Origin of the sequence: Sphingomonas asaccharolytica NBRC 15499, assembly GCF_001598355.1 — a bacterium.
GTDB classification, from domain to species: Bacteria; Pseudomonadota; Alphaproteobacteria; order Sphingomonadales; family Sphingomonadaceae; genus Sphingomonas; species Sphingomonas asaccharolytica.
The window spans coordinates 18,035-41,938 of the sequence record NZ_BCYU01000014.1 but is presented as its reverse complement, the minus strand read 5'-3'; the positions used below and the strand labels follow the sequence as shown (position 1 = coordinate 41,938).

Annotated in this window: 21 protein-coding genes; 9 read left to right on the top strand and 12 right to left on the bottom strand. The window is 65.2% G+C overall.

Annotation, left to right across the window (positions count from 1 at the left end; translation table 11 throughout):
• Window positions 1-13 precede the first annotated feature (13 nt).
• The 4 genes from frr to rpsB all read right to left on the bottom strand — a co-directional run bounded on the left by frr (window position 14) and on the right by rpsB (window position 3,324).
• Window positions 14-571: a ribosome recycling factor gene (gene frr / locus SAS01S_RS05660; protein WP_066806075.1), complete on the bottom strand. Its 558-nt coding sequence runs from the start codon at window positions 569-571 to the stop codon at window positions 14-16.
• A gap of 3 nt (window positions 572-574) precedes the next feature.
• A complete protein-coding gene (pyrH, locus tag SAS01S_RS05655; protein ID WP_066806073.1) occupies window positions 575-1,297 on the bottom strand; it encodes a UMP kinase in 723 nt (240 codons plus the stop codon).
• A 125-nt stretch (window positions 1,298-1,422) separates the two neighbouring features.
• Entirely contained in the window at window positions 1,423-2,355 is a 933-nt protein-coding gene (gene tsf / locus SAS01S_RS05650) for a translation elongation factor Ts (protein WP_066806071.1), read from the bottom strand.
• A gap of 87 nt (window positions 2,356-2,442) precedes the next feature.
• Window positions 2,443-3,324: a 30S ribosomal protein S2 gene (gene rpsB, locus SAS01S_RS05645; RefSeq protein WP_066806069.1), complete on the bottom strand. Its 882-nt coding sequence runs from the start codon at window positions 3,322-3,324 to the stop codon at window positions 2,443-2,445.
• Between the two features lie 348 nt (window positions 3,325-3,672).
• Here rpsB and SAS01S_RS05640 point away from each other — a divergent pair, with 348 nt between their 5' ends.
• Complete coding sequence (locus SAS01S_RS05640) at window positions 3,673-3,900, top strand: hypothetical protein (RefSeq protein WP_066806067.1); 228 nt, start codon at window positions 3,673-3,675, stop codon at window positions 3,898-3,900.
• On the opposite strand, the gene pssA is transcribed toward SAS01S_RS05640, so the two are convergent.
• Window positions 3,842-4,654, bottom strand: a complete 813-nt coding sequence (gene pssA, locus SAS01S_RS05635) for a CDP-diacylglycerol--serine O-phosphatidyltransferase (protein ID WP_066806065.1) — start codon at window positions 4,652-4,654, stop codon at window positions 3,842-3,844. The two genes, SAS01S_RS05640 and pssA, sit on opposite strands and share 59 nt — an antisense overlap.
• The gene (locus SAS01S_RS05630) at window positions 4,651-5,370 is read right to left on the bottom strand and encodes a phosphatidylserine decarboxylase (protein ID WP_066806060.1); all 720 of its coding nucleotides are present in this window, start codon (window positions 5,368-5,370) and stop codon (window positions 4,651-4,653) included. Before SAS01S_RS05630 ends, pssA begins: the two co-directional genes overlap by 4 nt.
• Window positions 5,371-5,513: 143 nt before the next feature.
• Here SAS01S_RS05630 and SAS01S_RS05625 point away from each other — a divergent pair, with 143 nt between their 5' ends.
• A complete protein-coding gene (locus SAS01S_RS05625) occupies window positions 5,514-6,734 on the top strand; it encodes an NADP-dependent isocitrate dehydrogenase (RefSeq protein WP_066806058.1) in 1,221 nt (406 codons plus the stop codon).
• Between the two features lie 234 nt (window positions 6,735-6,968).
• Complete coding sequence (locus SAS01S_RS05620; RefSeq protein ID WP_066806056.1) at window positions 6,969-8,006, top strand: substrate-binding domain-containing protein; 1,038 nt, start codon at window positions 6,969-6,971, stop codon at window positions 8,004-8,006.
• Between the two features lie 33 nt (window positions 8,007-8,039).
• Here the strand turns inward: SAS01S_RS05620 and SAS01S_RS05615 are convergent, their stop codons facing one another.
• Entirely contained in the window at window positions 8,040-9,239 is a 1,200-nt protein-coding gene (locus SAS01S_RS05615) for an FAD-dependent oxidoreductase (RefSeq protein WP_066806054.1), read from the bottom strand.
• A 38-nt stretch (window positions 9,240-9,277) separates the two neighbouring features.
• Here SAS01S_RS05615 and SAS01S_RS05610 point away from each other — a divergent pair, with 38 nt between their 5' ends.
• Window positions 9,278-11,035 carry a cation:proton antiporter domain-containing protein gene (locus SAS01S_RS05610; protein ID WP_066806052.1) on the top strand — a complete coding sequence of 586 codons (1,758 nt, stop codon included), beginning with the start codon at window positions 9,278-9,280 and terminating at the stop codon, window positions 11,033-11,035.
• A gap of 7 nt (window positions 11,036-11,042) precedes the next feature.
• Here SAS01S_RS05610 and alaS read toward each other — a convergent pair whose 3' ends face one another.
• A complete protein-coding gene (gene alaS, locus SAS01S_RS05605) occupies window positions 11,043-13,691 on the bottom strand; it encodes an alanine--tRNA ligase (RefSeq protein WP_066806050.1) in 2,649 nt (882 codons plus the stop codon).
• 99 nt (window positions 13,692-13,790) lie between these two features.
• Here alaS and SAS01S_RS05600 point away from each other — a divergent pair, with 99 nt between their 5' ends.
• Window positions 13,791-15,467 (top strand): hypothetical protein, encoded by a 1,677-nt coding sequence (locus SAS01S_RS05600; protein ID WP_066806137.1) that lies wholly within the window; start codon window positions 13,791-13,793, stop codon window positions 15,465-15,467.
• Here SAS01S_RS05600 and SAS01S_RS05595 read toward each other — a convergent pair.
• The 4 genes from SAS01S_RS05595 to SAS01S_RS05580 are packed head-to-tail and all read right to left on the bottom strand — an operon-like array spanning window position 15,464 to window position 21,045.
• The gene (locus SAS01S_RS05595; RefSeq protein WP_066806049.1) at window positions 15,464-16,960 is read right to left on the bottom strand and encodes a Ppx/GppA family phosphatase; all 1,497 of its coding nucleotides are present in this window, start codon (window positions 16,958-16,960) and stop codon (window positions 15,464-15,466) included. The two genes, SAS01S_RS05600 and SAS01S_RS05595, sit on opposite strands and share 4 nt — an antisense overlap.
• Window positions 16,961-16,967: 7 nt before the next feature.
• Window positions 16,968-19,139, bottom strand: coding sequence for an RNA degradosome polyphosphate kinase (locus tag SAS01S_RS05590; protein WP_066806047.1), 2,172 nt, complete (start codon window positions 19,137-19,139; stop codon window positions 16,968-16,970).
• Window positions 19,136-19,780, bottom strand: a complete 645-nt coding sequence (locus SAS01S_RS05585; RefSeq protein WP_066806045.1) for an HdaA/DnaA family protein — start codon at window positions 19,778-19,780, stop codon at window positions 19,136-19,138. The genes SAS01S_RS05590 and SAS01S_RS05585 overlap by 4 nt, the downstream gene beginning before the upstream one ends.
• Window positions 19,777-21,045 (bottom strand): hypothetical protein, encoded by a 1,269-nt coding sequence (locus tag SAS01S_RS05580; protein WP_066806135.1) that lies wholly within the window; start codon window positions 21,043-21,045, stop codon window positions 19,777-19,779. The genes SAS01S_RS05585 and SAS01S_RS05580 overlap by 4 nt, the downstream gene beginning before the upstream one ends.
• 63 nt (window positions 21,046-21,108) lie before the next feature.
• Here SAS01S_RS05580 and purM point away from each other — a divergent pair, with 63 nt between their 5' ends.
• From purM to SAS01S_RS05560, 4 genes are all read left to right on the top strand, one after another.
• Window positions 21,109-22,215, top strand: coding sequence for a phosphoribosylformylglycinamidine cyclo-ligase (purM, locus tag SAS01S_RS05575; RefSeq protein ID WP_066806043.1), 1,107 nt, complete (start codon window positions 21,109-21,111; stop codon window positions 22,213-22,215).
• A 126-nt stretch (window positions 22,216-22,341) separates the two neighbouring features.
• Window positions 22,342-22,896, top strand: a complete 555-nt coding sequence (purN, locus tag SAS01S_RS05570) for a phosphoribosylglycinamide formyltransferase (RefSeq protein WP_066806042.1) — start codon at window positions 22,342-22,344, stop codon at window positions 22,894-22,896.
• Complete coding sequence (locus SAS01S_RS05565) at window positions 22,893-23,270, top strand: MmcQ/YjbR family DNA-binding protein (protein WP_066806040.1); 378 nt, start codon at window positions 22,893-22,895, stop codon at window positions 23,268-23,270. Before purN ends, SAS01S_RS05565 begins: the two co-directional genes overlap by 4 nt.
• Window positions 23,267-23,884 carry a hypothetical protein gene (locus tag SAS01S_RS05560; protein ID WP_066806037.1) on the top strand — a complete coding sequence of 206 codons (618 nt, stop codon included), beginning with the start codon at window positions 23,267-23,269 and terminating at the stop codon, window positions 23,882-23,884. The genes SAS01S_RS05565 and SAS01S_RS05560 overlap by 4 nt, the downstream gene beginning before the upstream one ends.
• The last annotated feature ends 20 nt before the right edge of the window (window positions 23,885-23,904 follow it).

Below are 23,904 nucleotides of genomic sequence, written 5' to 3'. Positions count from 1 at the left end.
GCGGCCACCGGCTTCACTGGCTCAGGATTTCCTTTTCCTTGGCCGTGGCCACCGCGTCGATGTCGGCGATCGTGCTGTCGGTCACCTTCTGCACATCGTTCTCGTGCCGCTTGCGCTCGTCTTCCGAATAGACGCCCTTCTTCTCGTCGGTCTTGAGCGAATCCATCCCGTCGCGACGGACGTTGCGCGCAGCGATTCGCGCCTTTTCGGCATATTGACCGGCCAGCTTGGCGAGTTCCTTGCGGCGCTCTTCAGTCAGATCGGGGATCGGCAGGCGCAGCGTATTGCCGTCGTTGATCGGGTTGAGACCGAGGCCAGCCGAGCGGATCGCCTTCTCGACCGGACCGATGTTCGATTTGTCCCACACCTGGACCGACAGCATCCGCGGCTCGGGCGCGGAAACAGTCGCGACCTGATTGAGTGGCATATTGGCGCCGTACACCTCGACCGTCACCGGATCGAGCAACGCGGTCGACGCGCGACCGGTGCGCAAACCGCCAAGATCGTGCTTCAGTGCTTCGACCGCGCCCGCCATGCGGCGTTCGATATCGGCCTTGTCATAGGCGGCCATGTATCATCCTTCCTTCTGTACCACCGTCGAGATGCCCTCACCGCGCAGCACCGAGGCAAGATTGCCCGGCTCGCGGATGTTGAACACCACGATCGGAATATTGTTGTCGCGGCACAAGGCGATCGCGCTGGCGTCCATGACCTTGAGATTGTCTGCGAGCACCGTGTCGTAACTCACGGTTTCATAACGCTTTGCCGCCGAATCCTTCTTGGGATCGGCATTATAGACGCCATCGACCGACGTGCCTTTGAACAGCGCGTCGCAATTCATTTCAGCAGCCCGCAACGCCGCACCACTGTCGGTCGTGAAGAACGGCGAGCCTACGCCGGCGGCGAAGATCACCACCCGGCCTTTTTCGAGATGACGCATCGCGCGGCGGCGGATGAACGGCTCGCACACCGACTGCATCGGGATCGCCGATTGCACCCGAGTATCGACGCCGACCTGTTCGAGCGCATTCTGCACCGCGAGCGCGTTCATCACCGTCGCCAGCATGCCCATATAGTCGGCGGTCGCCCGCTCGATGCCCTTCGCTGCCGCCGACAATCCGCGGAAGATATTGCCGCCGCCGACCACGACGCACAATTCGTGCCCCGCGTCCTTGGCGTCCTTGATCTCGCCGGCGACGCGCGCCGTCACCTCGGGATCAATCGCCAGCCCCCCCTCACCCATCAGGACCTCGCCCGAGAGTTTCAGGAGGATACGTTTATAAGCGGGGCTGGACATCTATACCTTCGGGTCGTGAAGTGGCGCGGACCTTAGGGGCGCTGCGCCCCGAAGCCAAGCGGTTAGCGGATACGAAAAAGGGCCGCGCCTCGCGACGCAGCCCCCTTTTCCGTCGAAACGTCGGCTTAGGCCGGCTGGGGCACGCCCGACGCCGCCGCGACTTCCGCCGCGAAGTCCGATTCTTCCTTCTCGATGCCTTCGCCGAGCTGGAAACGGACATAGTCCGTCAGCGCGATCGGCGAACCGGCCTCCTTGGCGGCCGCGGCGACCACGTCGGAGATCCTGGTCTTGCCGTCCATCACGAACAGCTGGCTGACCAGGGCATTCTCCTTGCGGTATTTGGCGATCGCGCCGTCGACCATCTTGGCGACTATCTCGGCCGGCTTACCACTCTCCGACGCCTTTTCCTGAGCGATCGCGCGCTCGCGCTCGATCACTGCCGGATCGAGGTCTTCCTCGTTGAGCGCCAGCGGGAACGCCGCCGCGATGTGCATCGCCAGCTGCTTGCCGAGCGCCTCGAGCTTGTCGGCCGGAGCCTCGCTCTCGAGCGCGACGAGCACGCCGATCTTGCCCAGGCCGGGCGCCTGCGCGTTGTGAACGTAAGGCACGACTGCGCCCTTCGACACTTCGAGCTTCCTGGCGCGGCGCAGCGTCTGATTCTCGCCGATCGTCGCGATATTGTTGGTCAGCACTTCCTCGACGGTCTTGCCGCCGAGCGAGGCTGCCTTGATCGTCGCGATATCGTCGCCCAGCTCGAGCGCGACCGAGGTCACGTCGCGGACGAAGGTCTGGAACTGATCGTTCTTGGCGACAAAGTCGGTTTCCGAATTGACTTCGACGGCGGCACCCTTGGTGCCCGAAACCTCGACACCGACCAGGCCCTCGGCCGCGGTGCGGCTCGATTTCTTGGCGGCGGCTGCAAGGCCCTTGGTGCGCAGCCAGTCCAGCGCGGCGTCCATGTCGCCGCCGGCTTCGCCGAGCGCCTTCTTGCAGTCCATCATGCCCGCGCCGCTTTTCTCGCGCAGGTCCTTGACCATTGCTGCCGTGATGTCGGCCATGTCTTCGATCCTTCTAGTCAGAATGTAGTTGCGGGCGAGGCGGGGCGTTGTCGCCCTACCCCGCCCGCATGACGGTTAGGCGACGGCTCAGGCGTCGATCTGACGCTCGCCCTCGGCGGCCATGTCGGCCTGCTGCGCCGCGTCGGAGACGACCGGCTCGGCGTTGAGGGCTTCCTCGACTGGAGCAGCGGCGACCGGTTCGGCTGCGGCCGGTTCGACGGTCAGCGCTTCCTCGACCGGCGCTTCGACCTGGGCACCCAGGTCGACACCGGCATTGGCCTGGCGCTGCTGGCCGCCGCGAGTCGCGGCGATGGCGATCGCCTCGCAATAAAGGCGGATCGCGCGGGCGGCGTCATCGTTGGCCGGAACCGGGAACGCGATGCCGTCGGGCGAGACGTTCGAATCGAGGATCGCGACGACCGGGATACCCAGCGTGTTGGCTTCCTTGATCGCCAGCTCTTCCTTGTTGGCGTCGATCACGAACATCACGTCGGGCACGCCGCCCATGTCGCGAATGCCGCCGAGCGAGAGCTCGAGCTTGTCCTTCTCGCGGGTGAGCTGGAGCACTTCCTTCTTGGTCAGGCCGTGCGTGTCGCCCGAAAGCTGCTCTTCGAGGCTCTTGAGGCGCTTGATCGAGTTGGAGATCGTCTTCCAGTTGGTGAGCATGCCGCCCAGCCAGCGATGGTTGACGAAATGCTGGCCGGCGCGACGCGCGGCGTCGGCGATCGGCTCCTGCGCCTGGCGCTTGGTGCCGACGAACAGGACCTTGCCGCCACCGGCGACCGACGAGCTGACGAATTCTAGCGCGCGCGCGAACAGCGGCACGGTCTGCGACAGGTCGATGATGTGGACGCCGTTGCGGTCGCCGAACAGATACGGCTTCATCTTCGGGTTCCAGCGGTGAGTCTGGTGGCCGAAATGTGCGCCCGTTTCGAGCAATTGCTGCATGGTGACGACAGGTGCCGCCATAGGGATAACTCCTTCCGGTTGTTCCTCTGGGAAGCGGGAAACCGAAATCCTGGTAATCCCCGCGCCAATCATGGCAGGGGCAGGTCCGGCACCGGGTTATGATGCTTCCCATGCGGGTTTGAGGCGCGGCCCCTAGTCCAAAGTCCCGGGAAAGGCAAGTGGCTCAAGCGCCCGCTCGTCGGACTGACATCGGTCGCTTGCCGCGATATTCATGCTATGTTCCACTTTTCCGCTTGACGGCGGGAACATCAACAGAACATACAGCGATCATCCACAGGACGCGGAACATCTGAATCGCCCGATGGTTGGTTCAGCACGGATCGCGATCCGACCAAAGGGGAAGTCGCAATGTTCACGCTCGTTGCTATCCTGATGTTCGCCGGTGCGCTGGTCGCGGCGAGCGCGTCGATTTATTCGACCGTCATCCCGGCATTGCCCAGCATCCAGGCCGCGCTTGCCGGCAAGGGTCAGGGGTCGGTCGTTCCGCCACTGCCGCCGCGTCATGCCGCGACGACGATCAGGGTGACGGTGCGGTCGGTTTCGGCGCAACCGACATATTGGCGCGCTGCAGCCTGATTCGGCGGTAGCTTGCGGCACTGAACGGAATCAGCGCGAGATAGATGACGCAGAGGCCGGCTAACGTCGGCCACGGCGCGGAAACCAATGTCGCACCAATCGCGACGATCACCGCCAAAGCCTCAAAGCGGATGTTGCGACGCAGCCTGAGCGAGGACCAGCCATAGGTCGCGATGCTTGAGATCATCAGGAACGCTATAAATGCCATCCATGGCGCCACCAGCCAGGGCGAGCGGAGCCAGGGCTCCTTCCCCTCGGTAATGAACCACAGATAGAGCGGCAGCATCGCGCTGATGGCGGCCGCCGGCGCGGGAATGCCGGTCAGGAAGCCCGCTGCCTTGCGCGGTTGTTCGGTGGCGTCGATCTGTGCGTTGAACCGCGCGAGGCGGAGGGCACAGAACACCGCGAAGAGCAAAGCGCAAATCCAACCGAAGCGCGGCGCGTCGGTCAGCGACCAGAGATAGAGGATCAGCGCCGGTGCGACCCCGAACGAGATCGCGTCGCTGAGCGAATCGAGTTCCGCTCCGAACCGACTGGTGCCCCTCAGCATGCGCGCGACCTGTCCGTCGACGCCGTCAAGCACGCTGGCGGCGAGAATCATCACCACTGCCATCTGCCAGTCTCCGCCGATCGCGAAACGCACGCCGGTCAGCCCCGAACTCAGCGCCAGCGCGGTCAGTGCGTTCGGCGTGATCGTCCGCAGCGGCAGGCCCGTGGCCGGCCGTCGCAGCCGTCGCGGGCGCGGCTCTCTCACTGGGTGACGCCGCTCATGATCTCGCCACCGATCCGGCCGATGATCGTCTCACCCGCGATGGTGCGCTGCCCCAGGATAACCTGGCAGGCAGTATCGGCAGGCAGGAACACGTCGACCCGGCTACCGAAACGGATCAGCCCGATGCGCTGGCCGGGAGCGACCATGTCGCCCTCCTTGACGAAGGCAACGATGCGGCGCGCGACGAGTCCGGCGATCTGGGTGAAGCCGATCAGCCGCCCGTCCTTGCCTTCGACGACGAGGTGCTGGCGCTCATTCTCTTCGCTCGCCTTGTCGAGGTCGGCGTTGAGGAACTTGCCGGAGATGTAAACCACGCGGCGGATGATCCCCTGGATCGGCGTGCGGTTCACATGGACGTCGAACACGCTCATGAAGATCGAGACGCGGATCAACGGCGCCGTGCCCAGGATATCGAGCTCGGCGGGCGGCACCACTGGCTGGATCATCGTCACCAGCCCGTCGGCGGGTGCGATCACTAGGCTGTCGTCACGCGGCGTGACCCGGATCGGATCGCGGAAGAACGCGGCCACGCCCAGCGTCAGGAACGCGAGCGGCCAGAACAGGACTTTCCAGATGAGCAACGACAGCAAGGTCGCGACGGCGGCGATGATCACATAGCGCCGCCCTTCCGGGTGCATTGCCGGAAAGCGCCACTTGACGGTGGTCGTGCCGATTTCCGGCGGATCGAGTGAAGGCATGCGCGTCGTCTAACCGTGTTGCCTGTGCGGTACAATGCGCGGGAAACGGATCGCTCTCCTCGACTAGCCTCGCAGGCACGACGCTTGACCCCCCTCCCCGCTTCACCCTAGAGGCGCGACCAAACCCCATCAGGAAAGCGGATATGGCGAAGATCAAGGTGAAGACGCCCGTCGTGGAGATCGACGGCGACGAAATGACACGGATCATCTGGGAATGGATCCGTGAGCGCCTGATCAAGCCATATCTCGACATCGACCTCGATTATTACGATCTCGGCATCGAGCATCGCGACGCGACCGACGACAAGGTCACCGTCGACAGTGCCAAGGCTATCCAGAAATACGGCGTCGGCGTGAAGTGCGCGACGATCACCCCCGACGAGCAGCGCGTCGAGGAATTCAGCCTCAAGAAGATGTGGAAGTCGCCCAACGGCACGATCCGCAACATCCTGGGCGGCGTCGTCTTCCGCGAGCCTATCGTCATTTCCAACGTCCCGCGCCTGATCCCAGGCTGGACCAAGCCGATCGTGGTCGGCCGCCACGCCTTTGGTGACCAGTATCGCGCCACCGACTTCCGCGTCCCCGGCCCGGGCAAGCTGACCATGACCTGGGTCGGCGACAATGGCGACAAGATCGAGGAGGAAGTGTTCCAATTCCCCTCGTCGGGCGTCGCGATGGGCATGTACAATCTCGACGATTCGATCCGCGACTTCGCTCGCGCCTCGATGCATTACGGCCTCAACCTGAAATGGCCGGTCTATCTGTCGACCAAGAACACCATCCTCAAGGCCTATGACGGCCGTTTCAAGGACCTGTTCCAGGAAGTGTTCGAGGCCGAGTTCGCCGACAAGTTCAAGGAAGCGAACATTACCTACGAGCATCGCCTGATCGACGACATGGTCGCGAGCGCGCTCAAATGGTCGGGCGAGTTCGTCTGGGCCTGCAAGAATTACGACGGCGACGTCCAGTCGGACCAGGTCGCGCAGGGCTTCGGCTCGCTCGGCCTGATGACTTCGGTCCTGCTCTCACCCGACGGCAAGACCGTCGAAGCCGAAGCCGCGCACGGCACCGTCACGCGCCACTATCGCCAGCATCAGCAAGGCAAGGCGACCTCGACCAACCCGATCGCGTCGATCTTCGCCTGGACCGGTGGCCTCAAATATCGCGGCAAGTTCGACGAGACGCCCGACGTGACGCGCTTCGCCGAGGAACTGGAAAAGGTCTGCATCGAAACCGTCGAGAGCGGCAAGATGACCAAGGATCTGGCGCTGCTGATCGGCCCCGATCAGGCGTGGATGACCACCGAGCAATTTTTTGAGGCGGTCCGTGAAAATCTTGAAACGCGGATGGCAACCTGGGCCTGAGGTAACGCGGTTCGCCGGACGCGCTCGCGCATCGGTACGAGCTTAACGACACCGGGTCGCCAGCGGTGGCGGCCCGGTTTTTGCTTTGGCGTCGCCTTGCTGCCGACCCGAGCCACCCAGCCAGCCTAATCGCCCGACACGGCATGTCACACGCTGGTCATGCCCGAGGCGCAGGACGCGACATCGGAACCCACGTTTACCAGGCGTCGGTTAGCCGGCTGGGGGAGATTGACGATGCTCGGTCGATTTGGTTTTCTGACCCTCGCGGCCTTGCCGGCCCTCGCCCTGGCGTCCTGTGGCAGCGAGTCCGACCCGATCCGGTCGGCGGGGTCCTCGACGGTCTATCCATTCACCAAGGCGGTGTCTGATGCCTTCGTCCAGGCGAAAAGCGGGCGCCGCGCGCCGATCGTCGATTCGACCGGGACGCAACCGGGCATCATGCGCTTCTGCGAGAGCGCCGGCCCCGATTCCTTCGATATCGCCGACGCCTCGCGTCGGATGAAGCGCGTCGAATTCGAGCGCTGCCAGAAGAACGGCGTGGGCGACATCATCGAGGTCGCGATCGGCCTCGACGGCTTGGCACTCGCCGAATCGAACCAGGGCCCCAAGATCCAACTGAGCCGCAAGCAAATCTACCTCGCGCTAGCGGCAAATCCGATGGGCAAGCCGAACACCACCAAGACCTGGAAGGACGTCGATCCGAAGCTGCCGGCGATCCCGATCCAGGTGCTGGGCCCGCCGACCACCAGCGGCACCCGCGACGCGTTCGTCGAACTGCTTCTGCAGCCTGGCTGTTTCGAAGCGGTGCCGGCCGCCAAGGCGTTGCAGACCTCGGGCGACCCCGCCGAGTTCGATCGCGTGTGCCGCCAGATCCGCGGCGACGGCCCCTATGTGGTGCAAGGCGAGAACGACAGCCTCATCGTCAAGGGCCTGGAAAGCAATCCGAACGCCCTAGGCCTGTTCGGCTATTCCTACCTCGAACAGAATGCGAGCCGGTTGCGCGGCGTGCCGATCGACGGTGTCACCCCCGACTATGCCGACATCGCCAGCGGCAAATATCCCGGCGTCCGGACATTGTACCTCTACGTCAAGAAGAAGCATCTGAAGCCGAAGCCCGAGCTCCAGGCCTTTCTCGATATGTATGCGTCGATGTGGGATCCGAACGGGCCGCTCACCAAACATGGCCTGATCGCGATGTCGGAAAGCGGCCGCAAGCGCTCCGCCGATGCGATCAAGGAGCAGTACACGCTGGATTCGTCGCAGCTGTTTTGAGGCGGGCGACAGGCGGGGGCGAGTTGTCCCCTGCTACGTCGCCTCCGGCGAGCGGACATGTTCGGGCCGGAAGCCCATGCCGATGATCTGCGCGGGAATGCGCCGCAGTAGCGGAATACGATCGAGCAGCGTTGCCGCCAGCGGCGGACTATCAAGCGGTTCGGTGCTGGCAAGCAGCGGTGCGATGATCGTGTCCTGCACCATTCGCTGCATTCCCTGGGTCAGTTTGACCGCGCGGATGCGACGGTCGTACACCTTGTACAGCAGCGGGTCGGGGTCGTCGCCTGCCGCCATCGCCGCAGCCAGGATGTTCGCCGTGGCAACTGCATCCTGCACCGCCAGGTTGATCCCGACGCCGCCGATCGGCGACATTGCGTGCGCGGCATCGCCGATCACGAGCAAGCCCGGGCGATCCCATTTGTCCAGACGGTCGACCGTCACGGTGAGCAATTTGACGTCATCCCAGCTCGTCACGCCCTGATCGACGGTCGCGGTTTCCGGCCCGACTGCGCGGACGCGGGCGCGGAAGGCGTCGAGCCCCTCGCCCCTGATCTTCTCGGCGCCCCCTTTGGGAAAGACAAAGGCGCATTGATAATAATCGCCGCGGTCGATCAGGACGAACAGGGTGCCGGTGTCGAACACGCCCATCGTGTCGTTATCCGGCTTGGCGACCTTGGGAATGCGGAACCAGAAGACGTCCATCGGCGCGCCGATCACGGTCATAGGCAAGCCGTCGCGGTGCCGCGAATCGCGGCCGTCCGCGGCGATCGTTAACCGCGCGCGGATTTCCTCGACTTCGCTTGTCCTGACCCCACGAACGTGCCCGTCTTCCTCGATCAAGCCGGCGCCTTCGCAGCTCTGGAGAAGTTCGAAGGTCGGGTAACATCGGGCGGCATCGGCGACGAAATCGAGGAAATCCCATTGCGGCATCAGGGCGACATAGGGTGCCGGGACATGGAGATGGCACAGGTCGACGATCTGCATGTCGCGACCGGCAATCCGCGCACTCAGCCGCTCGATCTTCTGATGCGGGCGCTGGAGCAATTCGTCGAGCAGGCCGAGTTCACTGAAGATCCGCAGGGTCGATGGATGGACCGTATCGCCCCGGAAATCGCGCAGGAAGTCTTTGTGCTTCTCCAGCACGATCGTCTTCAGCCCGGCGCGCGCGAACAGCAACCCGGCCACCATGCCGGCCGGCCCGCCGCCGATAATGCAGATATCCGCTTCAGTCATGACCTGACAAACTCCCTTCGGCCTGCTTTGATGCCGTCATGGCAATTGGTCTCGACAACAAAGGGTTCAGCGACGCGCTGGTGATTCTCGGTGCCGCCGGCATCGTGATCCCGGCATTCGCGCGGTTCAAGGTCAGTCCGGTGATCGGGTTCATCCTGGTCGGCATGCTGGTCGGGCCCGCCGGCCTGGGCGCATTGGTCGGGCAGCATCCCTGGCTCTATCACATCACCATCTCCGATCCGCACGCGATCGAGCCGTTCGCCGAATTCGGCATCACTCTGTTGCTGTTTTCGATCGGCCTCGAACTGTCGTTGAAAAGACTGTGGTCGATGCGGGGAGCGGTGTTCGGGATTGGCGCCGCCGAATTGCTGGGTTGCGCCGCGGTGATCGGTGTGGCGCTGCTGGTCACCGGAAATCCCTGGGGAGCCGGTCTGGGTCTCGGCCTGGCGCTGGCGCTCTCCTCGACTGCGTTAGTGCTGCCGATCGCCGGAACGACGAGCCCGGTCGGTCGGATCGCCTTCGCGATGCTGTTGTTCGAGGATCTCGCGCTGGTGCCGATCATCTTCGGGCTCGGCGCAATGGGCGGGCGCGGCGGGAATATCGTCAGCGTCCTCATCTGGGGAGCTGTCGCGATCGCGGCGATCTTCCTGGTCGGCCGCTTCGTCCTGCCGCGGCTGTTCGCCCAGGCCGCGCGCACCAAGAGCCCGGAGCTGTTCCTCGCCATTTCCCTGCTGGTGGTGATCGTCGCCAGCCTCGCCACGACCGCCGCGGGCCTGTCCCCGATCGTCGGGGCGTTGCTCGCGGGCGTGCTGATCGCCGAGACTGAATATCACAGCGAGGTCGAGGTCATCACCGCGCCGTTCAAGGGGCTCGCACTGGGCGTGTTCCTGATCACCGTCGGCATGAGCCTCAGCCTCGACACGTTGATCGATCATTGGGGCGATTTCGTGCTGGCGTTGCTCGGCGTAGTCGCGGCCAAGTCGATCGTCACCTTCGCCCTCCTCAAGCTGTCCAAGGCACGCAATGGCGTCGCTGCGGAAACCAGCCTGGTGATGTCGAGCCCGTCGGAAACCACGCTGATCGTCCTCGGGACGGCCGCGGGCGCCGGGTTGATCGCGCAACAGGACGCCGCTTTCTGGCAGACGGTCACCGCGCTCGGCCTGACGGTCACCCCGGCACTGGCCGAAATGGGCCGGCTGGTCGCTCGCCGGCTGGAGGCACGCGAACGGCTGACCCCCGACCTCCAGCTTGCCGAAGAGGGCCCAGGAACGGTCGTGATCGGCTTCGGGCGCGTCGGGCGGATGGTCGCCGACATGCTGCGCGAGCATAATCAGCCCTATATCGCGGTCGAGGCCGATATCGACGCGGTCAGCGCGGCGCGCCGCGACGGCTATTCGGTGCTGTTCGGCGACGTATCGCGCAGCGAATTGGTCGACCGGCTCAATCTTGGCCGCGCCAAGGCGTTGGTGCTGACGATGGACGACCCGGTGCTAACGGCGCACCTGACGAAGCGCGTGCGCGGCTGGGTGCCGGGCCTGACGATCGTTGCCCGCGCCCGCGATGCGTCGCATGCCGCGGAACTCTATCGGGCGGGCGTCACCGATGCCGTGCCCGAGACGCTCGAGAGCTCGCTCCAGCTATCCGAAGCGGTACTGGTCGAGCTCGGCGTGGCGATGGGTCCGGTGATCGCCTCGATCCACGAAAAGCGCGACGAATTGCGCAAGTCGATCAAGGAAGAAGCCGGGATCGATCGCGAGCCGCGGCTGCGGCGCGCGAGGAAAGCGGAAATGCCGTAGGACAGGCTCAGGCGAGCGCGGCCTTCACCGCCGCGACCGCCTCGTCGCCCTTGCTGCCATCAGGACCACCGCCTTGCGCCATGTCGGGGCGGCCGCCACCGCCCTGCCCGCCAAGCACCTCGACCGCCTTGCGCAGCAGGTCGACGGCATTGAAGCGGCCGATCAGATCGTCGGTCACGCCGACCGCGATCGAGGCGCGGCCGTCATTGACCGCGACCAGCACCGCGACACCCGACCCGATCCGCGCCTTGGTCTCGTCGACCGCACCGCGCAGACCCTTGGCCTCCAACCCCTCGACCACCTGGCCAACAAAGCTGATGCCGTTCACCTGTTCGGGCCCGGCCGGGGCAGCGCCGCCCCCGCCGCCCAGCGCCAGCGCCTTCTTCGCTTCGGCCAGTTCGCGCTCGAGCCGGCGGCGATCCTCGACCAGCGCCGCGACGCGCGCCGGCACTTCGTCGGGCGTCGCTTTGAGCACGGCGGCGGTTTCGCGCAGCTTTTCGTCGCGGCTGGCAAGATAGGCGCGCGCGGCTTCACCGGTCAGTGCCTCGACGCGGCGAACGCCCGACGCCACCGCGCCTTCGCTCACCAGCTTGAACAGGCCGATGTCGCCGGTCGCGTTGACATGCGTGCCGCCGCACAGTTCGAGGCTGTAGATCGACTTGCCGTCGGGCGCGCGGCCCATCGACACGACGCGAACCTCGTCGCCATATTTCTCGCCGAACAGCGCCATTGCGCCTTCCTCGATGGCTTCCTCGGGAGTCATCAGCCGCGTCGAGACGGCGTCGTTCTGGCGGATATAGGCATTCACATCGGCCTCGACCTCGGCCAGCCGGGCCGGATCGATCGCGGTCGGCTGCGAGAAGTCGAAACGCAGCCGCTCGGGCGCGACCAGCGAGCCCTTTTGCGCGACATGTGTGCCGAGCCGCTCGCGTAACGCTGCGTGGAGCAAATGCGTCGCCGAATGATTGGCGCGGATCGCATTGCGGCGTTCGCCATCGACCACGAGGTGAATGGCGTCGCCGATCGCGAGTTCGCCCGCGTCGATCTTGGTGCGGTGCGTCCAGAGCCGGCCGAGATGCTTTTGCGTGTCGAACACGCGGCCCTTCAGCCCTTTGTCGTTGGTCGCGAGCCCGGCGTCGCCGACCTGGCCGCCGCTCTCCGCATAGAACGGCGTCTGGTTGAGCACGATGTCGACATCGTCGCCGGCGACCGCCTTGTCGACCCGCACGCCGTCCTTGATCAGCGCAACGACCTCGCCCTCGCCTTCTTCCACCGTGTAGCCGATGAATTCGGTGCCGCCCTTTTCCTCGACCAGATCGTACCAGAGTTCGTCCGACGCTTTTTCGCCCGATCCCTTCCAGGCGGCGCGCGCGGCACGCTTCTGCTCGGCCATCGCGGCGTCGAAGCCTTCGCGATCGACCTGCAGGCCCTGAGCACGCAACGCATCCTCGGTCAGGTCATAGGGAAAGCCGAACGTGTCGTAGAGCTTGAACGCGGTCTCGCCAGCCAAGGTCGAGCCCAGCGCCATCCCAGCGGTCGCCTCGTCGAGCAGCTTGAGCCCCTTGTCGAGCGTGCGGCGGAATTGCTTCTCTTCCTGCTGCAGCGTCGCTTCGATCAGTGGCTGCGCGCGCACCAGTTCGGGATAGGCAGCGCCCATTTCGGCAACCAGCGCCGGCACCAGCCGGTGCATCAACGGATCCTTGGCGCCTAGCAAATGCGCGTGCCGCATCGCGCGGCGCATGATGCGCCGGAGGACATAGCCGCGGCCTTCGTTCGCCGGCAGCACGCCATCGGCGACCAGGAAGCCCGACGAGCGCAGATGGTCGGCAATCACGCGATGGCTCGCCTGTTGCTCGCCGACCGCTTTGGTGTGGGTCAACGCCTCGGACGCCGCGATCAGCGCCTTGAATGTGTCGGTGTCGTAATTGTCGTGAACGCCCTGCAGCACCGCGGCGACGCGCTCGAGCCCCATGCCGGTGTCGATCGACGGCTTGGGCAGGTTGCCGACGATCTCATTGGCTTCCTGCTCGAACTGCATGAACACCAGATTCCAGATCTCGACGAAACGGTCACCATCCTCGTCAGGAGATCCCGGCGGGCCGCCCGGAATATGGTCGCCATGATCGAAGAAGATTTCCGAGCACGGGCCGCACGGGCCATTGTCGCCCATCGCCCAGAAATTATCCTTGGTCGCGATGCGGATGATCCGCTCTTCGGGCAGGCCGGCGATCTTCTTCCACAGATCGAACGCTTCGTCGTCGGTATGATAGACGGTGACGGTCAGCCGGTTAGGATCGATCCCCCATTCCTTGGTCAGCAACCCCCAGGCGAGCGTGATCGCGCGTTCCTTGAAATAATCGCCGAACGAGAAATTGCCGAGCATCTCGAAAAAGGTGTGGTGGCGCGCGGTATAGCCGACATTGTCGAGATCGTTGTGCTTGCCGCCGGCGCGGACGCATTTCTGGCTCGACGTCGCGGTCGAATAAGGCCGCGATTCCAGACCGGTGAACACGTTCTTGAACGGCACCATCCCGGCATTGACGAACATCAGCGTCGGGTCGTTCTGCGGCACTAGCGGCGCCGATTGCACGGCGGTGTGGCCGTTGGCGGCGAAGTAGTCGAGAAAGCTGCGGCGGATGTCGTTGGTCGAGGTCATGGCCGCGACTTAGGCGAGCCTCGTGCGCTACTCAAGCCGATGGTGTGCGGCAGCGAACAGCGATATGATGTGAAGGCGTTCCGATTGGGGAAATGGACGATGCGCCTCTCGCTTCTGGCCTTACCGCTGCTCGCGCTGATCCCGGCATCCGTCGGCGAAGCGACGATGCGGCCGAGCGCCGCCGACCTGCTCGCCAGCATATCGATTTGTGGAGACGATCTGCCGGTGGGTACGACACCGCAACTCTATCCCGGCTACGGCAATGGCGGTTTCCCGATCACGACCGGCAATCCGCGCGCCCAGGCGTTCTTCGATAACGGCATGCAACTCGCCCATGCCTTTGCCCATGGCGCCGCCAGCGCCGCCTTCGCCGAGGCGGCCAAGCTCGATGCCAAATGCGCGATGTGCCAATGGGGCGCGGCGTGGAGCGACGGACCGACGATCAACTTCCCGATCGGCGCCGAGCAAGAGAAAGCGGCGCTCGCCAAGGTGCTTACGGCCGAGAAGCTGCTGACGCCGCAATCGCCGCAGCGCGAGCGCGATCTGATCGCCGCGCTCAAGCTTCGCTATGTGGATGGCGGCGGCAAGGGCGCCGGAGACCTCGCTTTCGCGAAAGCGATGGATGCGCTCACTTTACGCTATCCGCAGGACGACGAGATCGCGACGATCGCCGCCGATGCGTGGATGATTCCGACGGCGTTGACCAGCGGCACCGCCAACCTGCCGCGCGCGGTGACTCTGCTCGAGGGCGTGCTCAAACGCAGTCCGGACTACACGCCCGCGATCCATTTCTACATCCACGCGACCGAGATGAGCGGCTTCCCCAAGCGCGCCGAACCTTATGCCGACAAGCTCGGCAGGTTGGCGCCGACGTCGAGCCATTTGATCCACATGCCGTCGCATACTTTCTATTGGGTCGGCCGCTATCAGGACGCCGCCGACGCCAATGTCGCCGCGGTCGACCTCGGCCAAAGCGACGCGCGGATCGCGGGCCTGGTCAAGCCGGGCCAGGTCTGGATGCTGCCCTATCACGGGCATAACGTGCAGTACGGCGTCGGCGGCGCGCTGATCTCGGGCGACGGCAAAGCGGCACTGGCGCTCAGCGACCCGCTGATCGCGGCGAGCGCCAGCCTGCCCGATCCCGACAATCTGTTCCTCCAGATGGGCGTCGGCACCGCTTATTTCGCCGAAGGCCGCTTCGCCGATCCAGCCCGGATGCTGGCACTGCCCGATCCCGGCGAGAAACAGGCCTATATCCGGCAATATTGGCTCTACGCGCGCGGCGAAGCGCAGGCCCGCCTCGGCAATGCTGCGGGCGTTCGCACCGAACGCGCCAAGATCAGCCTGCCGCCGTTGCCGATCAAGCCCGACGACCTGGCCAACCAATCGCGGCAACTCGTGCGGATCGCGCAGCTCGTGCTCGATGGACGCGCGGCGATGATCGATAAACGGCCCGATCTCGCTGCACGTGCCTATCTCGCCGCCGCCAAGCTCGACGAAGCGCGATTGATGAGGACATTGAGTGATCCGCCGGCCTGGTGGTATCCGGTGCGCCGCAGCTACGCGGCAGCGCTGCTCGCGCAGGGCAAGCCACGCGCGGCGCTCAAGCAGGCGACGCGCGTCCTGGCGCGGCGATCGAACGACCCGGTCGCGCTCTCCATTCGCGCCGATGCCGAGGAGGCGCTGGGCATGAGGGATGCGGCGGCGGCAGATCGGTCGGCCGCGCTGCGGGAGTGGCGCGGCGGCAAAGCGGAATTGACGCCTCCGTTGGCCTAACTCGTGAGAAGCGGCGTCCGGTCGCATATGGCGGCGAGCGCGGCGTGGCGCTTCTGCACGGCCTCGCCGTAAAGCGCGATATCGTCGGGTGCCAGATGCAAGATCAGCGCCGATCCGTCCTCGCCCAGTTTCGAACGCTCCAACGGCCCGGCGACACCGCCCGACAGGCGCTGTCCCAGGCGCATCGCCAATCCCCATTGCGCGGCACGTCTGAGGTCTTGCATCGGCGCCAGCACATTGAGCGGTTCGGGCGTGCCGGCGCCGCCGCCGAGCGAGGTCCATAACGCCTGCGCGATCAGCGCACGGCCGCGCCCATCGACCGCGACCCAATTGCCGTGGAGCGCGATCTCGACGCCGCGTTCGGCGCGGAATTCGGGATTGGCGTGCCAACCGACATCGGCGAGCAGGCAGGCGGCGCGGCGTAACCGCTCCATCGCCGGCGCGTCCTGGAACAACGGCGAGATCCAGCGATCGAGCAAGTCGCCATGTTCGGCAAAACGGCCGAGCCGCCGTCCCTCCTCGCGCGTAGCGACGATCAGCGGATCCTGCAGCCGCGTTTCGGCATCGAGCGCTTCGTAGAGCAATCCTTCGCGTAGCCCGAAGCTGGAGACGATCGTGCGATCGCTCTTGAGATGGCGGAGCAGCGCGGCGAGCAACGCCGCCGCGTCGTTGAGCATCGGCGCGCGCTGCGACGAGATTCCCGGTACGGCTTTGAGCGTCCCCTTGCCGCTGTGGCTGACGCTGCGCACCAGCCGGCCGATCGTGGCGGGCGACATGGCATAATGCTGGATGACGGGCAGTGGATAGCGCCGCAGGTTCATGTCGAGCCGCGCGAGGCTGCGCCACGACCCGCCGACCAGGTAGAGCGGCAGGCCTTTGCCCTTGCTCGACCACCCGGCCTGATCGACCAACTTGGCGACGCGGCGATCGATCGCGCCCTTGCCCTTGGCCCGCAACGCGGCGATCCTGAGCACGCCCAGCGGAAACGATGCCCGATCGCGAATTTCGCCCTTCTTGACGCGCACGAGCTCAAGGCTGCCACCGCCAAGGTCGCCGACAATCCCATCGGCGTCGGGAATGGCGGACAGCACGCCCATCCCGGCCGCGGTTGCTTCCTGTTCGCCCGACAGCAATTCGACGGGAAGCCCGATCCGCGCCGCGGCATCGAGCAAGATGTGTCCATTGGAAGCGTCGCGTACGGCGGCCGTGGCGACCGTCCTCAGACTTTCGACTTCCATCTCACGGGCCAGCGCAGAAAAGCGTTCGAGCGCTTCGATCGCGAGTTCCAACCCCTGTGGGGCCAATTGCCCGGTTTCACCGAGCCCCCGCCCCAGCCCTGCCATGACCTTCTCGTTGAACAACGGCGCGGGAAGCCGTGACGGCCCTTGATAGACGACCAGGCGGATCGAATTCGATCCGATGTCGATGATGCCCGTGCGGGGCTGCCCCGCAACCGGCTCGGCCTTGGGTTTGCGGAAAAGAAGGGTCGCCATCGCGTCGCTAACGCCGCCGCGTCAGCGAGAGTTTCGGGACCGCCCCGCCCTCGAGTGCGGCGCCGCGGCCCGATAGCGACGGATTGGTCATGAAGTAGCGATGGAGGTTGAACGGCCGTGGCCCCGGCTCGATTCGGTCATAGGTGCCGTCGGCGTGCAGAACCCAGCTCTGTTCGGTGTCGATCAGGTTCGCGACCATTACCTGGTCGAGAATCTGGTCGTGCACGGTCGGGTTGAGGATCGGCAGCATATATTCGACCCGACGGTCGAAATTGCGCGGCATCCAGTCGGCCGAGGAGATGAAGATCTTGGCGCCGTCATTGGGCAGCGCTTTGCCATTGCCGAAGCACCAGATGCGGCTGTGCTCTAGAAAACGCCCGATCACCGACTTGACCCGGATATTCTCCGACATGCCCGGCACACCGGGTCGCAGACAGCAGATACCCCGAATGATCAGGTCGATCTCGACGCCGGCATTCGACGCTTCGTATAATTTCTCGATGATCGCAGGATCGACCACCGAGTTCATCTTGGCCCAGATCGCGCCGGGCCGGCCTTCATTGGCGTTGGCGATCTCGCCATCGATCAACGCGGTCAGCCGCGTGCGCATGTCACGCGGCGAAATGCCGATCTGGCTCAACACCGGTTCGACATAGCCGGTGACGTAATTGAAGATTTGCGCGGCGTCACGGCCGAGCTCCCGATCGGCGGTGAAGAAGCTGAGATCGGTGTAAATGCGCGCGGTGACGGGATGATAATTGCCCGTCCCGAAATGACAGTAGGTGCGGTACTCGCCACCTTCGCGCCGCACCACCATCGAGACCTTGGCGTGAGTCTTCCAGTCGAAAAAGCCATAGACGACCTGGACGCCGGCGCGTTCGAGCGCGGAGGCCCAGAGCAGATTCTGCTCCTCGTCGAATCGCGCCTTCAACTCGACCACCGCGGTCACCGATTTCCCCGATTCGGCCGCCGCGATCAGTGCGTTGATCACTGCCGACTGCTTGCCGGCGCGATAGAGCGTCTGCTTGATCGCGACGACGTCGGGATCGGCCGCCGCTTGCTTGAGGAATTCGATCACCACCTCGAACGTCTCATAGGGGTGGTGGACGACGATATCCTTGGCCTTGATCGCCGCGAAACAATCGCCGCCGAATTCGCGGATGCGCTCCGGAAAGCGCGGGCTGTACGGCACGAACTTCAAGTCTGGCCGGTTCTCGTCGATGATCGCCTCGAGGTCGTGGACGCCCAGGAACGCGCCGCTTTCGGTGACGAAGGCATCGCTCCCCGCCAGCTCCTCGCGCAGCACCACGCCCAACGCCTCGGGCATGCCCGATTCGAGTTCAAGCCGGATCACCCGGCCGCGCCGCCGCCGCTTGATCGCATTTGCGAAGTAGCGGACCAGGTCCTCCGCCTCCTCCTCGATCTCGATATCGCTGTCGCGCAGGACGCGGAATTCGGCAGCGCCGTTCACGGCGTAACCGGGGAAGATCAACGTCGAAAAACGTTTCACCAGCGATTCGACCGCGACATAGCGCGCCGGCTCGCCGGGCAACCGGACGAACCGCGCCATCGCCGCGGGCAGCATGACCAATTCGCGGATCATCTCGCCGTCCGACGCGCGCGTCAGGTCGAAGATCACCGCCAACCCTTTATTGGGCATGAACGGAAACGGATGCGCGGGATCGAGCGCCTGTGGCGTCAGGATCGGGAAAATCTGCTCGCGAAAATGATTTTCGAGCCACGCCGCCTCGTCCGCCGTCACCGCCTCGTCGATCTGGCGCGAGCCGAGCACGTGAATCCCGGCCTCTGCGAGCTCGCGCCGCATGTCGCGCCAGACGTTGCGCTGATCCTCGACCAGCGAATCCGCGCCGGCGACGATCACGGCGAGTTGCTCGCGCGTGGTCAGGCCATCGGGCGAGCGGCGCTCGACCTCCTGCTTTTGCTGCCCCATCAGCCCGGCGACGCGGACCATGAAGAATTCGTCGAGGTTGGAGCCCGAGATCGACAGGAAGCGCACGCGTTCGAGCAGCGGGTGCGCGGTATTGCACGCTTCTTCGAGCACGCGGCGGTTGAATGCGAGCCACGACAGTTCGCGGTTGAAATAGCGTTCGCCACTCTCCCCGCTTTCGAACGGATCGTCGTCATTGGCGAGGCGCGCGATATGGGCGGGGCGAGTCATTGTTCACCTTGTTCGGCGTTGTCGGCCGCGGACGACCGGGCGATGATTCCCGCCTCGGCCAGTGTGGCCCTTGCCAGTGGGATCGACAAGCGTTTGCGGCGTTCGAGCACCTCCTGATCGAGCACGTCGACGACACGTTCCACCGCAATGAAGCTGCGTTCGAGCCGCGCGATCAACCACTGGATCAGATCGGGCCGCGCATCGAGCCCACGACGCAGGAATTGGCGTTCGAGCAGCGCCTGCATCAGCGCATCGTCGGGGGCGCCAATCTCCGCAATCGGGCTGGCCGCGAGGCGCGAGCGCAGATCGGCGATGCCGACTTTCCACGCCGGCGGCGCCGCATTGGCGACGAATAATTGCGGGCGGCGCGCGGCTTGGGCGTCGTTCCAGGCGTGGAACAGCTCCTTTTCGGGCCGCAGATCGGCGTCATCGACGATCCTGCCGCCGCTGCGGCTGGCGAAGACGCGCGCCAGCAGGCTGCGCCCGGATTTGCGCGGACCGACCAGTAAGGCCGTCATCACCGGCCACGTGCCCCAATGTTCGAGCTGGTGAAAGGCGTGCGCGTTGGACGGAGTGACGAGGAACTCGTCATCGCCCGGTCCGGGCGGCCAAGCCAGCGGCAGGCCGAATTGCTGGCTCATCCGGTCGGTCGGTCTTCCGACGGGACCGATGGCGGCGGCAGAGAAGGCCGCCGGATCCTGAGCGTCGCGCCGCTACGGCCGACCTGGAAACCGCGCGCTTCGAGCGCCGTCGCCAGCGCCGCCGGATCGCCGCTATAATTGAGCCGCATCACCGACACTCCGCCGATCGCCATGCTGGTGGTGTTGGCGCCGCTGACGCCGGGCACACCGCGAACCGCGCCCTCGATCGCAGAGACTGATGCAGCGCTCGGCGTGTCAAACTGCACGGTAACAGCAGCGCCTCCTGCGATCGGCGCCGTCGCGTCGGCGGTCGTCGCCTCGCCCGTCGGCGTATCGGTCGGCGTCGGAGTTGCCGTCGGCGTCGCCTGGGGCGGCGGAATATAGGCCAGGCTGGGGTCGACCCCAAGCGCGCCGTTGCGCAATCCGTCCTGATAGATCGTGTCGATCCGGTTCACGCCGGCGTCGAGCAGTGCGGGTACGCCGGCTTCGCTGTCGACGCGCAACGCGAATCGCGCCAGCAGGTCGTTGTCGGGGCCGTGGCGCGCCTCGAACACGCCGACGACGGGCCCGCCCGGCCATTGGCGATAGAGCGTGACCGAGGGTACCAGGACGTCGGCGGCGGCATATTGGTCGAGCACGCTGCGCCACCAGCCGCGATCGCGCCGGCTCGCCTGGCCCTCGTTAACCAACAGCGAATCGGCGCCGACGCCAGTCGGGCGAACATAATCGACCGAGCTGTCTCCGGCCCGGAATCGTTGCCAGGCGTCCGCCCAGGCAGTCTTCTGCTCGAACGCGACCGCGCTACCACCCGACCATTGGATCGGGATCAACAACATCGGGGCGGACCGCGAAATGTCACCAACCGCGCCCATCAATCCGCCTAGCCGCGCGCGGCTGAACAACACGCCCAGCTTGGCGATATAGCGATTGGGACCGATCTGCTCGTTCTGGATGACGATGCCCGTCACCATCGAATCGAGCACGCTGTCGGCGGGCACACCACCGCCGCCACCGTATTTCTGCGACAGCATTTGATAGGCTTTGCGCTGGGCAAGTCTCCAGCCGGCGATCCGCGCGGACTCGGCGTCTGGCCCGTTGACGTCGACGTCGACATTATCGACCTGATAGCTGCCCGACGCGTCGATCGGCTGATTCATGTCGATCTTGTCGCCGCCGTCGTCCTGTGCGGCGACCATCCCGGCGGCCCCGGCAAGAGCAAGGGCCGCGGCGAGGGCGGAGGCGTGGAAGAAACGGCTGCGGCGCATGTCGGCGCCCTTTTGGCGAAGCAGACGTGGAAATCCAAGCGTGTTGTCGCTACGCGGCATCACATGAGCGAAGATCAGCGCCAAAACAGCCCCTACACTTACGCCGATGCCGGCGTCTCGATCGCCGCCGGCAACGCGCTGGTTCGCGCGATCGGACCGCTGGCCAAGGCAACGCGCCGACCCGGCGCCGACGCCGATCTCGGGGGATTCGGCGGGTTCTTCGACCTTAGGGCCGCCGGGTTCAAGGATCCGCTACTGGTGGCGGCCAATGACGGGGTCGGCACCAAGCTGAAACTCGCGATCGACAGCGGGCGCCATGACGGCGTCGGCATCGATCTGGTCGCAATGTGTGCCAACGATTTGATCGTGCAGGGTGCCGAGCCTTTGTTCTTCCTCGATTATTACGCAACCGGAAAGCTCGACAACGCGGTTGCCGAGCGCGTGGTCGCAGGCATTGCCGAGGGCTGCCGTATCGCCGGCTGCGCGCTCATCGGCGGCGAGACTGCCGAAATGCCGGGCATGTATGCAGATGGCGATTACGACCTCGCCGGCTTCTGCGTCGGCGCGGTCGAGCGCGACCACGTGCTGACCGGCAAGGACATAGCGGCCGGAGATGTGTCTCTCGGGCTCGCGTCGTCAGGCGTACATTCCAACGGTTATTCGCTGGTCAGGCGATTAGCCGCCGACCGCGGCTGGAAGCTCGACCGCCCTGCCCTGTTCGACGCCGACACGTTGTTGATCGATGCGCTGATGGCCCCGACGCGCATATACGTGAAGAGCCTGTTACCGCTCATTGCGGAAGGCCGGATCAAGGGATTGGCGCATATCACCGGTGGTGGCCTGCTCGAGAATATCCCGCGCGTGCTGCCTGATGGCGCGCATGCCCGGATTAATGCCGATGGCTGGGAGCAGCCGCGGCTGATGGCGTTCCTGCAGGCGCAGGGCGCGATCGAACCCGAGGAAATGGCGCGCACCTTCAATTGCGGAGTCGGGATGGCGGTCGTGGTTGCCGCGAACGACGTCGAAGCGGTGACGGCCGCACTAACGGCTGCCGGTGAAACAGTGCTGACGATCGGCGCGATCGAGGCCGGGCCGCGCGGTTGCACCGTGGAGGGTTCGGCCGGCACCTGGAGCGCGCGCGATAACTGGACGGCGACGCACAATGCGTGAGGCGCCGTTTCCCCCCTCCCGCTTGCGGGAGGGGTTGGGGGACGGCCTGTTGGAAACCTCTCAAATGCCTGCTCAACCGAACCTCCCCTCCCCTAGCTCCTCCCGTAAACGGAAGGGGAACGCGTCATGAAAAAAATCGGCATCCTCATCTCGGGTCGCGGGTCGAACATGCAGGCAATCGTCGGGCATGCGACCGACGCCTACGAAGTCGTGGTGGTCGCGTCGGACAAGCCCGAGGCGCCGGGCCTGATCTGGGCGCGCGAGCACGGTATCCCTACCTTCGCGCTGTCGCCCAAGGGGATCGGCAAGCTTGCCTATGAAGCGGCGATTTCCGCGGCCCTCCGTGAAGCCGGCGCCGAGATCGTCGCGCTCGCCGGGTATATGCGGCTGCTGTCGGACGAGTTCGTCGCCGAATGGCGTGGGCGCATCATCAACATCCATCCGTCGCTGCTGCCCAAGTACAAGGGTCTCGACACCCATGCGCGTGCGATCGCGGCGGGCGACGAAGAAGCGGGATGCTCGGTGCATATCGTGACCGAGGAACTCGATGCGGGTGAGGTGCTCGGCCAGGCGCGGGTGCCGATCCTGGCCGATGACGATTCCGACACGCTGGCAGCGCGAGTCCTGGCGGAAGAGCATCGCCTTTACCCGCAGGTTCTGGCAGATTTCGCGGCGCGATGAGTCCCGATCCCGACACCGACCTGAAGCGGATCCGCGAGATCTGCATGACTTTCCCAGAAGCAGCCGAGAAGCTGTCGCACGGATCGCCGGCCTTTTTTATCGAGAAGGGCAAGGTCTACGCCTATTTCTGGCACAACCATCACGGCGACGGGCACACCGCTGTCCTGGTCAAGACCAGCGGGCGCGAGGAACAGGCGATGCTCGTCGAGATGGACCCCAATTTTTATCACATACCACCCTATCTCGGTCCGTCAGGCTGGGTCGGAATGGAATTGAACGGCGATACGACCGATTGGCAACGCGTTGAGGACAGGATCGCGATGAGCTGGGAAATGGTTGCTCCGCGCCGGTTGCTGGAGGCCGGTGGACGATGAACGACTCTGCTCCCCCACCCGCGCCTGCCGTCGAGACTCCCGCTGAACGCGCCGAAAAGGCAGCGATCCGGCGACGCTGGATTTCGCTGGCGGAATGGGTCGGCATCGCCGCCTTGCTGGTCTCCGCTGGCGGGTTGTGGATGAGCTGGTCCGACCGCAAGGCCGATCAGGCCGAACGCGCGACCGAGAGCAACGAGAAATCGCTCGTCGCCTTCACAGCGTCCCGCGACGGCAACACGGTGCTGACGCTCAACGATCCCGATCACCGTATCCAAGAGATCGATGTCGCTTTTCCGCCGGCATTGGGAGTCGACGCGCAGACCGGATTGTCCAGCCCGCAGATCGACGCGAGTTGGTTCGAACGCGCCTTGCTCAAGGTCACCGACAAAGGCGCGGATGATCGCCAGGGCCGCCTGCCCGTGTTGATCACCGCAACCTGGTGGGACGGGGACACGAAGAAGAGCGACCGGGCGATCTATCAAGTTCGCTGGAAGACCGCCGGGCGCCTGCTCGGCGGCCGCAAGCTCGAGCTCGAAGGCGCCAGCCTAGCCGAGCGCGGCGGGAGTCCGGCGCGGCTCGATGCGCTATGGGCGAGGGAAAAGCCGGCCAAGTGACGATTGCCGCCACCCGGTCC